General features: G+C 66.7%; 11 protein-coding genes. 5 read left to right on the forward strand and 6 right to left on the reverse strand.

The window, feature by feature from the left end:
• Nucleotides 1-31 precede the first annotated feature (31 nt).
• The gene (locus tag ISP20_RS00190; protein ID WP_204634054.1) at nucleotides 32-3,937 is read left to right on the forward strand and encodes a YhdP family protein; all 3,906 of its coding nucleotides are present in this window, start codon (nucleotides 32-34) and stop codon (nucleotides 3,935-3,937) included.
• Nucleotides 3,938-4,048: 111 nt separating this feature from the next.
• On the opposite strand, the gene ISP20_RS00195 is transcribed toward ISP20_RS00190, so the two are convergent.
• The gene (locus ISP20_RS00195) at nucleotides 4,049-5,254 is read right to left on the reverse strand and encodes a sterol desaturase family protein (protein ID WP_204634055.1); all 1,206 of its coding nucleotides are present in this window, start codon (nucleotides 5,252-5,254) and stop codon (nucleotides 4,049-4,051) included.
• A 143-nt stretch (nucleotides 5,255-5,397) separates the two neighbouring features.
• On the opposite strand from ISP20_RS00195, the gene tldD reads away from it, so the two are divergent.
• Together tldD and ISP20_RS00205 are read left to right on the forward strand one after the other, a co-directional pair.
• A complete protein-coding gene (tldD, locus tag ISP20_RS00200; protein ID WP_204634056.1) occupies nucleotides 5,398-6,837 on the forward strand; it encodes a metalloprotease TldD in 1,440 nt (479 codons plus the stop codon).
• Between the two features lie 160 nt (nucleotides 6,838-6,997).
• The gene (locus tag ISP20_RS00205; protein WP_204634057.1) at nucleotides 6,998-8,416 is read left to right on the forward strand and encodes a YeiH family protein; all 1,419 of its coding nucleotides are present in this window, start codon (nucleotides 6,998-7,000) and stop codon (nucleotides 8,414-8,416) included.
• A gap of 287 nt (nucleotides 8,417-8,703) precedes the next feature.
• On the opposite strand, the gene yjgA is transcribed toward ISP20_RS00205, so the two are convergent.
• Nucleotides 8,704-9,285 carry a ribosome biogenesis factor YjgA gene (gene yjgA, locus ISP20_RS00210; protein ID WP_338030945.1) on the reverse strand — a complete coding sequence of 194 codons (582 nt, stop codon included), beginning with the start codon at nucleotides 9,283-9,285 and terminating at the stop codon, nucleotides 8,704-8,706.
• A gap of 28 nt (nucleotides 9,286-9,313) precedes the next feature.
• Nucleotides 9,314-9,559: a DUF1653 domain-containing protein gene (locus ISP20_RS00215; protein ID WP_204634059.1), complete on the reverse strand. Its 246-nt coding sequence runs from the start codon at nucleotides 9,557-9,559 to the stop codon at nucleotides 9,314-9,316.
• A gap of 111 nt (nucleotides 9,560-9,670) precedes the next feature.
• On the opposite strand from ISP20_RS00215, the gene pmbA reads away from it, so the two are divergent.
• On the forward strand, nucleotides 9,671-11,026 hold the full coding sequence (gene pmbA / locus ISP20_RS00220; RefSeq protein WP_204634060.1) for a metalloprotease PmbA: 1,356 nt from the start codon (nucleotides 9,671-9,673) through the stop codon (nucleotides 11,024-11,026).
• A 98-nt stretch (nucleotides 11,027-11,124) separates the two neighbouring features.
• Nucleotides 11,125-11,565 carry a DUF4870 domain-containing protein gene (locus ISP20_RS00225; protein WP_204634061.1) on the forward strand — a complete coding sequence of 147 codons (441 nt, stop codon included), beginning with the start codon at nucleotides 11,125-11,127 and terminating at the stop codon, nucleotides 11,563-11,565.
• A 41-nt stretch (nucleotides 11,566-11,606) separates the two neighbouring features.
• On the opposite strand, the gene ISP20_RS00230 is transcribed toward ISP20_RS00225, so the two are convergent.
• The 3 genes from ISP20_RS00230 to ISP20_RS00240 form a co-directional block, all read right to left on the reverse strand.
• The gene (locus tag ISP20_RS00230) at nucleotides 11,607-12,359 is read right to left on the reverse strand and encodes a hypothetical protein (protein ID WP_204634062.1); all 753 of its coding nucleotides are present in this window, start codon (nucleotides 12,357-12,359) and stop codon (nucleotides 11,607-11,609) included.
• Nucleotides 12,360-12,434: 75 nt separating this feature from the next.
• Complete coding sequence (locus ISP20_RS00235) at nucleotides 12,435-13,334, reverse strand: polyprenyl synthetase family protein (RefSeq protein ID WP_204634063.1); 900 nt, start codon at nucleotides 13,332-13,334, stop codon at nucleotides 12,435-12,437.
• Complete coding sequence (locus ISP20_RS00240) at nucleotides 13,318-13,569, reverse strand: exodeoxyribonuclease VII small subunit (protein ID WP_204634064.1); 252 nt, start codon at nucleotides 13,567-13,569, stop codon at nucleotides 13,318-13,320. The genes ISP20_RS00235 and ISP20_RS00240 overlap by 17 nt, the downstream gene beginning before the upstream one ends.
• Nucleotides 13,570-13,610: the final 41 nt, after the last annotated feature.

Consider the following 13,610-nt stretch of genomic DNA (forward strand, 5'->3'; position numbering starts at 1 on the left):
GCCGCCCTCCGCTTCGCGTCGCGAGCCGGTCGTGAGCACACCCTGGTTGCATCGAACCCACTTCTGCGCCCGGGCCCTGGCCTGGGTCGCCGGCGTGGCCGTGATTTCGCTGGCCGTGCTGATCGGACTGGGCCAGCTGCTGTTGCCGTTGCTGGCGCACCACCCGCAGTGGGTGGAGGCGCAGCTGGCGACCCGGTTGCACCGTCCGGTGACGTTCGAATCGATGGAAGGCCGCTGGCAGCCCAGCGGTCCGTTGTTCATCATGCGCGGCGTCACCGTCGGCTCGGGCGATGGCGGCACGCCGCTGCACATCCCCGAAGCCGAACTCAAGCTCGATCCGGGCGGCCTGCTGCTGCCATCGCGGCATCTGGTGAACCTGCATGCGCGTGGCCTGCAGTTCGACCTCAGCCGCGACAAGGACGGCACCTGGCACGTCAACGGCATTGGCCTGGCCGGTGGCGACGAGCGTCAGAAGCCCGGCTTCAATCAGCTGTCGGTCGGCCTGTCGCTCACCGACACGCGGCTGGACATCACCGACAACCGCATCAACCGGCACTTCACCTTGCTCGCCGATCAACTGCGCCTGAGCCGGCAGGGCAGCCGCATCCGCGTGGGCGCCTTGCTGCGTCGCGAGGGAGCGCCGGGACAAGTGCGCGGCGCCGGCAATTTCAGCGAGGACGGCGCGGACGGCAAGGTGTGGATCAGCGGCAGCGATCTCGACCTGCATGCCATGTCCAGCGGTATCGATATGGCCGGCTATACGGCCGACAGCGGCAGCGGTTCGTTCGAGAGCTGGCTCGATTGGCGCGATGCGCGCGTGGTGCGCAGCCTTACCCGGTTCCATCTGCGCGACCTCAAGCTGGGCAATCCCGACGGCGCCACCGCCAGCGCGGAAGGGCTGGCCGGACTGGCTGAAGTCACCATCGGCAAGGACGGCTACACCGTGCGCTGGGCGGCCGACGACGGCGGCATCGCGGTGGCGTCGCTGAAGGACATGAGCACGGACCAGGCCAGCGTGGATGTCGCCGCCCGCAATCTGCAACTGGCGCCGCTGGTGCCGTGGCTGGCGCTCAAGCCGCAGCTTTCCGCGGGGCTGGCGCAGTGGGTAGGCACCGGCAAGCCGCGTGGCCAGATCACCCAGGCGCATCTGGGCTGGAATCATGCCGAGGGCCTGCACGTGCTCGACGCCGCCTTCGCCGGTGTCGCCATCAACCCGGTCGGCAAGCTGCCCGGGATCGACGGCGTGTACGGCGAATTGCGCGGCGACGCACAGGCGATGGTGTTGTCGTTGCCGGCGCAGGCCACCGTGCTGCGCTTCCCGCACACCTTCCGCGAACCGTTCGCGATGTCCCGGCTCGGCGGCGACGTCGCGTTCTGGCACGACGACGATGCCTGGCACATCGCCACCGAGGCGTTCGATTTCGAAGGCGCGGGCTTTGGCGGCGAGGCACGCGGCGACGTGGCCTTGCCCAACGCGGGCGGACGTCCGTTCCTCGATCTGTACGCGCGGGTCAACCATGCCGAGGTGGTCGCGGCCAAACTGTTCTGGCCGGTGGATTCAATGTCGCCGGCGGCGGTGCAGTGGCTCGATCAGGCACTGCTGGGCGGCAAGCTGGATCATGCCGATGTGCTGGTGCGTGGCGATCTGAAGGATTGGCCGTTCCACCACAACGAGGGACGCTTCGAGGCGCGCGCCGAGCTCAGCGGCCTGGAGCTGAAATACGGCAGGGATTGGCCCAATGCGCAGAACGTCAGCGCGGTCGCCAACTTCATCAACAGCGGCATGCTGGTGGAGGCGAGCGCGGGCGAATCGCTGGGCAACAAGGTTGAGCGTGCGGTGGCCCTGATTCCGGAATTCGGCCAGACCGTGCTCGACCTCAACGTGGCCGGCAACGGCACCGGTGCCAGCATGCTCGACTTCGTGCAGCACAGCCCGATCGGCATGCACCACGCGGACATCATCTCCAAGCTGCATTTGGGCGGCACCGGCGCGTTCGATTTCCATCTGTCGCTGCCGGTGGCCGACGCCAGCAATCTGATCCTGGATGGCCGCGCGCAATTGAAGGACATGGACTTCGATGCGCCGGAATGGAATCTCAAGCTCGACAAGCTCACCGGTCCGGCCACCTTCGACAAGGCCGGCTTCCATGCCGGACCGCTCGACACCAGCTTCCGCGGTCAGCCGTCCAAACTGGATCTGGCCATCGCCGGTGCCACCGGACAACCCAATACGATGCTGTCGGCAAAGCTGGCCGGCCGTTTCAGCATGGCCGAGCTCACCCAGGGCTACAAACAGCTCGACTGGCTGAACCAGGTGGCCGGTGGGCGTAGCGATTTCACGGTGGGTTTCAGCATCGTCAACACACCGGGATCGGCGGCGAGCACGCAACAGCTGACCGTGGATTCCATGCTCAATGGCATGACGCTCGATTTCCCGGCACCGCTGAAGAAGTCCGCGGACGGAACGCTGCCACTGCACCTGGACATGAACCTGCCCATGCAAGGCAGCGACGTGCAGCTCAGCGTGGGACAAGTGGTGCGCGCACGCATGCGGCTGCCGCAGAACGACAGTCAGTCGCTTGCCGCCACCTTCGTGTTCGGCACCAAGGCGCCCGACGCGGTGCCCGACAAAGGCATCCGCATTCGCGGCCGTCCGGCCAAGCTCGATGTGACAGGCTGGACGCAATACGCAGCCTCAGGCAGCAGCGCCAACGGCCCTGGTCTGGAAAGCATCGACGTGACGGCGGAGCAGGCGATGGTGTTTGGCCATCCATTTGCCGACATGCATCTGCTCGCCACGTCGCAACCGGACGGCTTGGTGGTGGACGTCGACAGCGCCGCGCTGGCGGGACGTTTCAATGTTCCGCTGGGCGACCTCAGCCGTCGCGGCGTCACCGCTCGCCTGCAGCGTCTGTACTGGCCCAAGGACGTCGCCGTGCCCAAGAAGGGCGCGGCGGGCACTGCGGACGTGGCCTCGGCGCAAAGCGCCGCCGCGCAACCGGCCGCCAGCGTGGCCACGCCGCCGCCCAATCCGGCCGCCACCGGCATCACGCCATCGGCCTTGCCGCCGTTCCATCTATGGGTGAGCGACCTGCGCTTTGGCGATTCCAAGCTGGGCGACGCGCGGCTGGAAACCTGGCCGACCGATCGCGGCATGCACATCGACCAGTTGCGTACCTTGTCGCACGGCGTGCAGATCAACGGCGTCGGCGACTGGAACGGCTCGGCGACCGACAGCCACTCGCACATGCGTTTCGACTTCGCCGCCGACAATCTCGGCGAGATGCTGGGTGCCTTCGGTTACGAAGGTTTGCTGGCGGGCGGCAAAGTGCGCGCGCAGCTCGATGCGAGTTGGCCCGGTGCGCCTTCGGCGATGGACCTGGGCAATATGGACGGCAAGCTCAGCATCAACATCACCGACGGCCGCATGCCGGAAGTGACGCCGGGCGTGGCGCGCCTGTTCGGTCTGGTGTCGGTGCTCGAATTGCCGCGCCGCCTGTCGTTCGATTTCGGCGATGTGTTCGGCAAGGGACTCGCCTTCGATGCGATCGTCGGCGACTTCAAGCTGGGCGATGGCAATGCGACCACCGACAATCTGCAGATCCGCAGCCCCGCGGCGGAAATTTCCATCACCGGTCGCACCGGCGTGCGTGCCAAGGATTACGACATGCAGGTGCTGGCGATCCCGCACGCCGGCAACAGCCTGCCGGTGCTCGGCGCGTTTGTCGGCGGACCCATCGGCATCGCGGCGGGCTTCGTGGCGCAGGGGGTGCTGGGCCATGGCATCAACCGCTTCGCCAGCGCCCGCTACAAGATCACCGGGAGTTGGGACAAGCCGACCATCACCTTGATCGAGAAGAAGGATGTGCCGGTGCCGCCGGCGGTGGTGGCGCCGGAAAGCGCGACTTCGCCGGCGCCGGCCAGCAGCACCCGCTGACCTGTCCTCAGAAAATGTAGGAGCGCAGCCTGTGCGCGACCACGGCACCGTTGAAGATATCCACGCGGCAAACCTGGCGGTCGCGCTCAGGGTGCGCTCCTACAGAGTTGGTCAGGTTTCGGGAGTTTGAGGCTTGGTGCTGCCGCGAAACGGAAACAGCTGCTGGCGGATGAAACCATCGGGCATGTAATCGCCCACCACGCCGTAGTGCTCCGGGAATTTCTTGGTCGACTTCACCGCGGTACCGAACAGGTAGTCGAGAAACGCGTAGTGCGCGGCGTAATTCTTGTCGATTGCTTCGTCGTCGGAAGCGTGGTGCCAGTGATGGAAGTCCGGCGTGACGATCAAGTACTTCAGCGGCCCCCACGGCAGGTGCACGTTGGCGTGGTTGAACACGGCCTGGAAGCCGACCACGATGATGTACGCATTCATCACGCCCTCGCTGAAACCGAGGATATACAGCGGCGCCAGCACGGCGACGCGGGTGACGATCAACTCCAGCATGTGCTGGCGCGAACCGGCCAGCCAGTCCATCGTCTTCACCGAATGATGCACGGCGTGGAAGCGCCACAGGAACGGCACCTCGTGATACGCGCGATGCGTCCAGTACTGCGCCAGGTCGGCCACCAGGATGCACACCAGCAGCTGCGGCACGAACGGCGTGTGCTGCACGAATTGCTGGAAGTCGCTGCGCACCAGCCAGCCGAACAGGTGATGCAGCAGGAAGTTCACCACCAGCAACGCCAGGCCCACGATGAAGTGGTTCACCGCGAAGTGCTTCAGGTCGGTCTGCCACTCCTTGCGGAACAGCGTCTGGCCCTTGTACAGCGGAAACAGCTTTTCGATCACCACGAACACCAGGGTGGAACCGAGCAGGTCGAGGATGAACCAGTCCAACCCGATATAAGGCGTGTGGTCTGGAAAGTCGCCCACCGGCACGCGTGAGCCGCCCAGCGCGGTCGCCGCTATCACCAGCGCGAACGCCACCATGCTGAGGCGGCGCGCGCGGCCAAGGATGATGTTGGCCAGCGACATGCCGCCGGCCACCAGCAGGGCGGCCAGCAACAGCTGGCGCAACACGTCGACCGAATACTGGTGGCGCAGGTCCGGCGTGGTCAGGTATTGGGGGAAGTGGAAGGCCAGCACCGCCAGCAGGCTCAGGAAGCCCAGCGACAGCGCGATGATGCTGCTCACCATGCCCTGGCCCGGCTTGAGCTCGCCGTCCTTGTGCAGCAGCTCGCGGGCCTCCTCGATGGGCGCCTTGATGGTGCGGTCGATCACTTTGTGGGCCAGCGGCTGCCGGGGTGTCTCGCTCATACGTGTTCCTTCACATGCGCGTCATCGGTGGATGGCGGCATCCTAGCGGTTCCCCCGGCCCGGCTCTATCGGACGAGGCTTTAAACGCCCGGCTGATGGCCCCAACTTGCTAAAGTCCCCTTTTTGAACATGGCACTGACTTCATGGATTCCCTGATCGCGCTGGCGGAACGTCGCCTGCTGTCGCCGGGCGGCCTGGCCGCCACCGACCTCGACCGCGTCTTCAACCAGCTGATGGGCCCCTCCATCGACGCCGCCGACCTGTATTTCCAGCATTCGCGCAGCGAGTCCTGGGTGCTGGAGGAAGGCATCGTCAAGGACGGCAGCCATTCCATCGAGCAGGGCGTCGGCGTGCGCGCGATCAGCGGCGAGAAGACCGGCTTCGCCTATTCCGACGAAATCGTGCTGCCGCAGCTGTTGGAGGCCTCAAAGGCCGCCCGCGCCATCGCCCACGGCGGCAACGGCGCCGGCAAGCCGCTGGCGCTGAACGGCGCCCGCCAGCTGTATCCGGCCATCGATCCGGTCGAAAGCCTGCCCAATCCCGACAAGATCGCCCTGCTGCGCGAAGTGGACGCCTATGCGCGCTCCCGCGACCCGCGTGTCAAGCAGGTGATCGTGAGCCTGGCGGCCACCATGGACACCGTGCTGGTGGCCGCTTCCGACGGCACGCTGGCTGCCGACGTGCGCCCGCTGGTGCGCCTCAACGTGACCGTGATCGCCGAGCAGAACGGCCGCCGCGAGCAGGGCAGTGCCGGCGGCGGTGGCCGCTACGGCTATCGCGAGCTGATCGAGAACGGCCGTGCCATGGCCTTTGCCGATGAAGCCGTGCGCGGCGCGCTGGTCAACCTCGAGGCGGTCGACGCGCCGGCCGGCAGCATGCCGGTGGTGCTCGGCCCCGGCTGGCCGGGCGTGTTGCTGCACGAGGCGATCGGCCACGGCCTGGAAGGCGACTTCAATCGCAAGGGCAGCTCCGCCTTCGCCGGCCGCATCGGCCAGCGCGTAGCCGCACCGGGCGTCACCGTAGTGGACGACGGCACGCTCGCCGGTCGCCGCGGCTCGCTCAGCGTGGACGACGAAGGCACGCCCACCGAATGCACCACGCTGATCGAGGACGGCATCCTCAAGGGCTACATGCAGGACAAGCTCAACGCCCGCCTGATGGGCATGGCGCCCACCGGCAACGGCCGCCGCGAATCGTTCGCGCAGCTGCCGATGCCGCGCATGACCAACACCTACATGCTCGCCGGCCAGCACGATCCGCAGGAAATCATCCGCTCGGTGAAGAAGGGCCTGTACGCCGTGAACTTCGGCGGCGGCCAGGTCGACATCACCAACGGCAAGTTCGTGTTCTCCGCCAGCGAGGCCTACCTGATCGAAGACGGCAAGGTCACCCGTCCGGTGAAGGGCGCCACCCTGATCGGCTCCGGCCCCGACGTGCTCACCCGCGTCTCCATGATCGGCAACGACCTCGCCCTCGACGAAGGCGTGGGCGTCTGCGGCAAGGATGGCCAGAGCGTGCCGGTAGGCGTGGGCCAGCCGACGCTGAAGGTGGATGCGATGACGGTGGGTGGCACGGCGTCCTGATGTCGCTGGGCGTGGCCGTTCGCGCCGGGCTATATCCATAGAACAAAAGCTCATTTCGCTTTGACCCAGGCCGCAGCGGACAGTGTCCGCTGCGGCCTTTTCCGTTGGCCGCCTGGACGTCTGGACGTCCGGTCATCTTGCGGCGATGAGGGGCGTGGCGATGAGCGAAGCGACGGGTGTGCTACCGGGTCAGGCCGGTGCGAAAGCGGCCGCCGCGCGCTCGACGCGGTGGGGCGCCTTTGCCAACGAGGACTGGTGGTCGGTGTGGATCGGCCTGCTGGTCATCGTGGTGGCGTGGGCCTTGTTCGCCAACGGCAGCAGCCTGAAATGGCTGGCGGTGGCGCCGGCCAAGTGGAAGACGTTGGCGGAAGCGTGGCAGGGCATCGTCTCGCACGGCCCGAACTATCTCGCGCTGTTCGCCGCGTTCGCGCTGCTGTTCGGCACCGGACTGGCGGTGCTGGGGCATTCGCTGGCGCGCTTTCTATCGGCGTTCGCGATCCTGTTCGTGGTGTCGCTGCTGATCTTCACCGCTTCCGCTTGGGTCGAGGCTTCGCGCTACAACCTCGAGGCGCCGTTGCTCGCCCTGGGGCTGGGCCTGGTCGTATCCAACACGGTGAAGCTGCCTGACTGGTTCCAGTCGGGATTGCGGGTGGAGTTCTACATCAAGGTCGGCATCGTGCTGTTGGGCGCGACCTTGCCGCTCACCTTGCTGGTGTGGGCCGGTCCGGTGGCGGTGGGGCAGGCGACCATCGTTTCGCTTGCCACGTTCTTCACCATCTTCCTCGTTGCCAAGGCGCTGGGGCTGGACCGGCGTTTTGCCGCGGTGCTTGGCGTGGGCGGCGCGGTGTGCGGCGTGTCCGCGGCGATTGCCAGCGGCGGTGCCGTGCGCGCGCGGCGCGAGGATACGTCGGTGGCGATCACCCTGGTGGTGGTATGGGCCATCGTGATGATCTTCGTGTTGCCGTTCGCATCGAAGGCACTGGGTTTGTCGACGGCAGTGGCGGGTGCATGGATCGGCACCTCCGAATTCGCCGATGCCGCGGGTGTGGCGGCGGCGCAGGCTTACGGCGATGCCGCACGCAACGCGGGCGGCGCCATTGCGGGTGCGCCGGATGCTGCCGTGCAGGCGTTCACGCTGATGAAAGTCGTGGGGCGCGATATCTGGATCGGCATCTGGGCATTCGCGCTGGCCTGGATAGCCACCACGCGCTGGAACACTTCGGAGGGCGGCGTGCAGGCCAAAGCGGATGTACGCGAAATCTGGGCGCGCTTTCCGAAATTCGTGTTCGGCTTCGTGTTGGCGTCGGCGCTGGTGACGTGGATTGCCAGCCACTATTCGCTGGCCGATTACCGCAAGATCGTCACGCCCGATCTGGTCGCGCCGATCAGCACGCTGCGCACCTGGGCGTTCACCTTCTGCTTTCTCAGCATCGGCCTGACCACACGGCTGCGGTCGCTGGCGGGCACCGGCTGGCGGCCGTGGCTGGCGTTCACCGCGGGCGTGGTGGTGAACATCATCATCGGCTACGTGCTGTCGGTGCACGTGTTCGCGGATTACTGGAATGGCCTGGGCGGATGAACCTTCCCGCGCCCGTCGCGCGCTGCGAGCATTGCCGCCATCGCCGCGATGATCCGCGCGAGACGGAGCGGCGTGTGCCGGGCTTGACCTCGTTTGGTTCGGCTTATGGCGCGAGCATCGGCACTAGTGCGTTGTGCGAGGTGCACGATTGTTTTGTTTCGCCGCGGGATACGTGTGGGCGGTTTTGCGCCAAGATGATTGAGGCAGATTGAGTCGCGCACAAGTGCGCTCCCACAAGGGTATGGCGATCTCTGTGGGAGCGCACTTGTGCGCGACTCCCGCTGGCCTCAGTCCTGGTTCTCTTCCCGCGCCTCGTCATCGCCATCCAACACGGCATCGTCCGCACCGCTTCCTGCCGCCAGATCCTTCAACAGCTGATAGATCTCGCGATACGCCCTCGGCGGCTTGTTGCCGTCTTTCTCGATCTTGGCCTGGCGCACCAGCGAGCGCAGGTGCTGGCGGTCGACGTTCGGGTACTGGGCGATCAGCTCGCTCATGCCGTTGTCGGGATCGGCCAGCAGACGGTCGCGGGTGGCTTCCAGCCGGTGCATCGCGGCGGTTTCCTGACGCTGGCGATCGCGGTTTTCGCCGAGTGCGGCCCGCACGCCGTCGAACACGCTGGCGTCGTGGCGGCGCATCACCTTGGCCAGGAACGCCAGCTGGCGCTTGCGCGCGATGTGCGCGGTGATGCGGCGCGTGGTGGCAATCTCACGCTCCACGTCTTCCGGCAAGTCCAGCTTGGCCAGCTTGCTCGGCGGCAGCTCGATCAACTGGACGGCCAACGCCAGCACGGCCAGCGCGTCGCGACGCTGTTGCGTGCGGGTGGGGCCGTAGTCGTGGTCGGGGTTGTCGGTGTAGGTGCGATTCACGGGTTCATTCCAACAGTGGAGCGGATACTCAGGGAGCGGCGACACCATCGAGCAGGTCGGGCTCGGCCTGTTCCAGCGCAAAGCGGGGGATCGGCTCGCCATCCAGTTCCACGGTTTCGCAGAACATGGCGGCTGGGCGCACCCACAGGCCGTAGTCGCCGTAGAGCGCCTGATAGACCACTACCTGCTCCATCGTTTCGCTGTGCTGGGCGATGCCCAGGACGCGATAACGCTGGCCTTTGTAGTGGCGGTAGATGCCGGCTGTCAGTGACATGGCGTTCTCCGCGACGCACTTTGCTTTCGGGTGCGCGACCCCATCTTGGAGAGTTGCGCGGCTAGGACCGCGTATTCTACCCGTTCCCCGCTTGCCCGTAGGAAAAGACGCGTGACCCAGCTCAGCACCACCGCCCAGGACCGCAGCAACGACGAACTCGACCGTCTGGCCCAACTGGCCGAGGACGTGATCCGCCGGGCCCGGGCTGCCGGAGCCAGCCAGGCCGAGGTGGCCGCCAGCATCGACACGGGCCTGAACGTGAACGTGCGCCTGGGCGAGGTGGAAACGGTGGAGCACACGCGCGACCGCGGTTTCGGGCTCACCGTGTATTTCGGCCAGCGCAAGGGTTCGGCCAGCACGGCCGACCTCAATGCCGATTCGATCCAGGCCACCCTGGAGCAGGCCTGCGCCATCGCCCGTTTCACCGAGGAAGACCCGGCCTCCGGCCTGGCCGATGCCTCGCGCATGGCCACGGCATTCCCGGACCTGGATCTGTGGCACCCCTGGCGCATCGAGACCGACCAGGCCATCGCGCTGGGCAAGCAGATCGAAGACGCCGGCCGCGCGCATGCCGGCATCACCAATTCCGACGGCGCCAGCGTGCAGATGGGCGAAAGCCTGGCCGTTTATGCCAATTCGCATGGCTTCCTGGGGCGCGAGCGCGGCACCCGCCATTCGCTGTCGGTGGCGCTGATCGCCGGCGACGACGACGGCATGCAGCGCGACTACTGGTACGACAGCGTGCGCTCCGCCAATGATTTCATGGACGCACGGGCGCTCGGCGACAAGGCCGCGCAACGCACGCTGGCACGCATGGGCGCGCGCCAGCTTTCCACCCGACAGTGCCCGGTGCTGTTCACGCCGGAAGTGGCACGCGGCCTGATCGGTCATCTGATCGGCGCGGTGAGCGGAGGCGCGCTCTATCGCCGGGCCAGCTTCCTGCTCGACCACGCCGGCAAGCAGGTGATGCCCTCCTGGATGAACATCGTGGAGCGTCCGTTCCTGATGCGCGGGCAGGGTTCGGGTGCATTCGACGCGGAAGGCGTGGCCACCCGCGACAGCGCGCTGATCGAAAACGGTGTGCTGGCGCGTTATGTGCTGGGCAGCTACTCGGCGCGCAAGCTGGGGCTGGCATCCACCGGCAACGCGGGCGGCATCCACAACATGATCGTGGAACCCGGCCAGGACGATTTCGCGGCCATGCTCAAGCGCATGGGCACCGGCCTGGTGGTGACCGAGGTGATGGGCCAGGGCGTGTCCACCGTGACGGGCGATTATTCGCGTGGCGCGGCCGGCTTCTGGGTCGAAAACGGCGAGATCCTCTACCCGGTGGAAGAGATCACCATCGCGGCCAACCTGCGCGACATGTACGCCAACATCGTCGCGGTCGGTGCGGATGTCGACCATCGCTCGCACCTGCTGACGGGGTCGATCCTGCTGGAGCAGATGACCATCGCAGGTGAGTGACTACCTGCACCAGTAAACCGGGCGGACACTTGCTAGGATGAGGCCGTCAGTTCTTGCTGACAGAACAATCAGGCCTTTACGACCTAGGAGATGTACGCATGAGCGTTCCGCCCGAGTCCGTCGTACCGCCGCCGTCGAACGGTTCCGCCGCGCCGCCGTCCGATCCCCCTGGCGCCCAGGAGCGCCAATGGGCGATGTTCGCCCATCTTTCCGCCCTGGCCGGGCTTATCCTGACCGGTCACTGGTTCGGCTGGGGCTGTTTCCTCGGGCCGCTGATCATCTGGCTGGTTAAGAAGGACAGCATGCCCTTCGTCAACGACCAGGGGAAAGAGGCGCTGAACTTCAACATCACCGTGGCCATCATCTTCTTCGCGCTGTTCGTGCTCACCCTGATCACGCTCGGCCTTGGCGTGGTGATCGCCATCCCCGTCGGCATCGTGGTCGGCGTGGCCTGGCTGGTGTTCACCATCATCGCGGCGATTCGCGCGAATGAAGGCGTGCGCTATCGCTACCCGTTCACGCTGCGCCTGATCGGCTAGGCCGGTACAAGAAAAGGCGGCCTGCGGGCCGCCTTTTCGATTCAGTGCAGCCCGACGTAAGTGCGCGTGAAGCCCACCGGCTGCTCGAGCGTGGGTACCTTCCACGCGCCCGACACCACCATCTGCTGGCCATCGGCCGACATTGCCCAGGTCTGGTCGAGCTGCGTGCCGTCCGCGTAGCGGATATTCACGACCAGCTGGCCGCCCATGATCTGCCCGCGCACCATGGCATTGCCATTGAGCGACTGCCGGGCCACGCCATCCAGTTTGCCGGTGAGCTGGTCGCCATTGCCCAGGTGCACCTGGAAGGTCTTGGCGTCCTGCTGCACCAGCAGGACCGAATCGTTCGCCAGCATCGGTGGCATCGGGTAGGTGGCCGTGGCGATGGGGTCCTTGTCGCCGGCATCCGTGGGTTTGGCGTCGCCGCTGCCGCCACCACGATGGCCGCCATGACCGCCGCCGCCCATGCCGCCGCCGTGGCCACCGCCACCCATGCCACCACCGCCCATGCCACCGCCTCCGCCGCCACCGCGATGGCCGCCGCCGTGCCCCGCGCCGGCTGGGGTGGCGCTCGACGATGAGGAGGCGGGGGCCGACTGCTGCTGCCGCGCGGCCAATTCCTTGCGCGCTTCCACGCGCATGGCGTTGGTCAGGCCGTCGGCGTTGTCGCTATGGCGGTCGTCGAGACGCCAGGCACCGGAGAAGTCGGTGGTCTGGGCGGCGAATGCCGCGCTGGCGGTGAACACGACAGCGGCACCGAGCCAGGAGACGCGGAAAAAGCGGGAAAGGGACATCGCATCGCCATGGTCGGGGATCTATCACGCTGGAACGTTCCATCGTGACGCCTGTTGACTCGCGCGCGGCGGCGGTCAGCGCAGGCGCGCGGCGGCGTAGCGGGCGAGTTCTTCCAGCAGGCTGGCACGTTCGCCGAAGGGCGCGATCGCATCGAGCGCGTCCTGGGTGAGGCGGGCGAGATGTTCGCGCGATGCGTCCATGCCGATGATCGAGGGGAAGGTCGGCTTGTCGGCGGCCGCGTCCTTGCCCGCGGTCTTGCCGAGCACGACCGATTCGCCTTCCACGTCGAGGATGTCGTCGCGTACCTGGAAGGCCAGGCCCACCGCGTGGCCGTAACGGCCGAGCGCGGCCAGATCGTCTTCGGACGCGCCGGCAGCAAGGCCGCCCAGGTGCACGGCGGCACGGATCAGGGCGCCCGTCTTGCAGGCGTGCATGAATTCGAGTTCGTTGAGCGAGAGTTTGCGGCCCACGGCGGCCAGATCCAGTGCCTGCCCGCCGGCCATGCCGTCGGCGCCGCAGGCACGACCCAGCACGCGCAGCATTTCCACGCAGCGGGCGGGCGATACGCCGAGGTCCACGTCGTGGGCGAGCAGTTCGAAGGCCAGCGCCTGCAGCGCATCGCCGGCCAGGATCGCCATGGCTTCGCCGAACACGATGTGGCAGGTGGGACGGCCGCGGCGCATGGCATCGTCGTCCATCGCCGGAAGATCGTCGTGCACCAGCGAGTAGGCGTGGATCAGCTCCACCGCCACGGCCGGGGCATCCAGGCGCGATCCGGTTTCGCCGAAGGCGTGGCCGGCCGCGTAGACCAGCAGGGGGCGCAAGCGCTTGCCGCCGCCGAGCACGGCATAACGCATGGCCCGGTGCAGTTCGACCGGTGCGGTGTCTTCGGGGGGAAGCGAACGGACGAGCGTCTCTTCGGCGCGGGCGATCAGCGTTTTGAGCTGCGCACCGAGCTCAGAGCTCCGGTTCAAAAGGTTCGGCTGTGTCTGGGGCATCGGGATCGAGCAGCATTCGTACGCGTAGCTCGGCATTCTCCAATGCCTGCTGGCAATGGCGGTAGAGGCCGATGCCGCGTTCGAAGGAGGACAGGGATTCGTCCAGGCTCAATTCGCCGCCTTCCATACGCGCAACCAACTGCTCGAGTTCGTCCAGCGAGTGTTCGAAATCGGCGGCAGGAGGGACGGGTACGGATGCAGACTTGGCCATGGCCCGCAAAGCTAGCGCAGGGGACGTACGGAATCAATCGA

Origin of the sequence: Dyella kyungheensis, from assembly GCF_016905005.1 — a bacterium.
GTDB lineage: Bacteria > Pseudomonadota > Gammaproteobacteria > Xanthomonadales > Rhodanobacteraceae > Dyella > Dyella kyungheensis.

What these genes read in the sequence shown, in the direction of transcription:
- ISP20_RS00195 (WP_204634055.1), bottom strand. Translation starts at nt 5,254, where the DNA reads ATGAGCGAGACACCCCGGCAGCCGCTGGCCCACAAAGTGATCGACCGC.
- tldD (WP_204634056.1), top strand. Translation starts at nt 5,398, where the DNA reads ATGGATTCCCTGATCGCGCTGGCGGAACGTCGCCTGCTGTCGCCGGGC.
- ISP20_RS00205 (WP_204634057.1), top strand. Translation starts at nt 6,998, where the DNA reads ATGAGCGAAGCGACGGGTGTGCTACCGGGTCAGGCCGGTGCGAAAGCG.
- ISP20_RS00215 (WP_204634059.1), bottom strand. Translation starts at nt 9,559, where the DNA reads ATGTCACTGACAGCCGGCATCTACCGCCACTACAAAGGCCAGCGTTAT.
- ISP20_RS00225 (WP_204634061.1), top strand. Translation starts at nt 11,125, where the DNA reads ATGAGCGTTCCGCCCGAGTCCGTCGTACCGCCGCCGTCGAACGGTTCC.
- ISP20_RS00230 (WP_204634062.1), bottom strand. Translation starts at nt 12,359, where the DNA reads ATGTCCCTTTCCCGCTTTTTCCGCGTCTCCTGGCTCGGTGCCGCTGTC.
- ISP20_RS00240 (WP_204634064.1), bottom strand. Translation starts at nt 13,569, where the DNA reads ATGGCCAAGTCTGCATCCGTACCCGTCCCTCCTGCCGCCGATTTCGAA.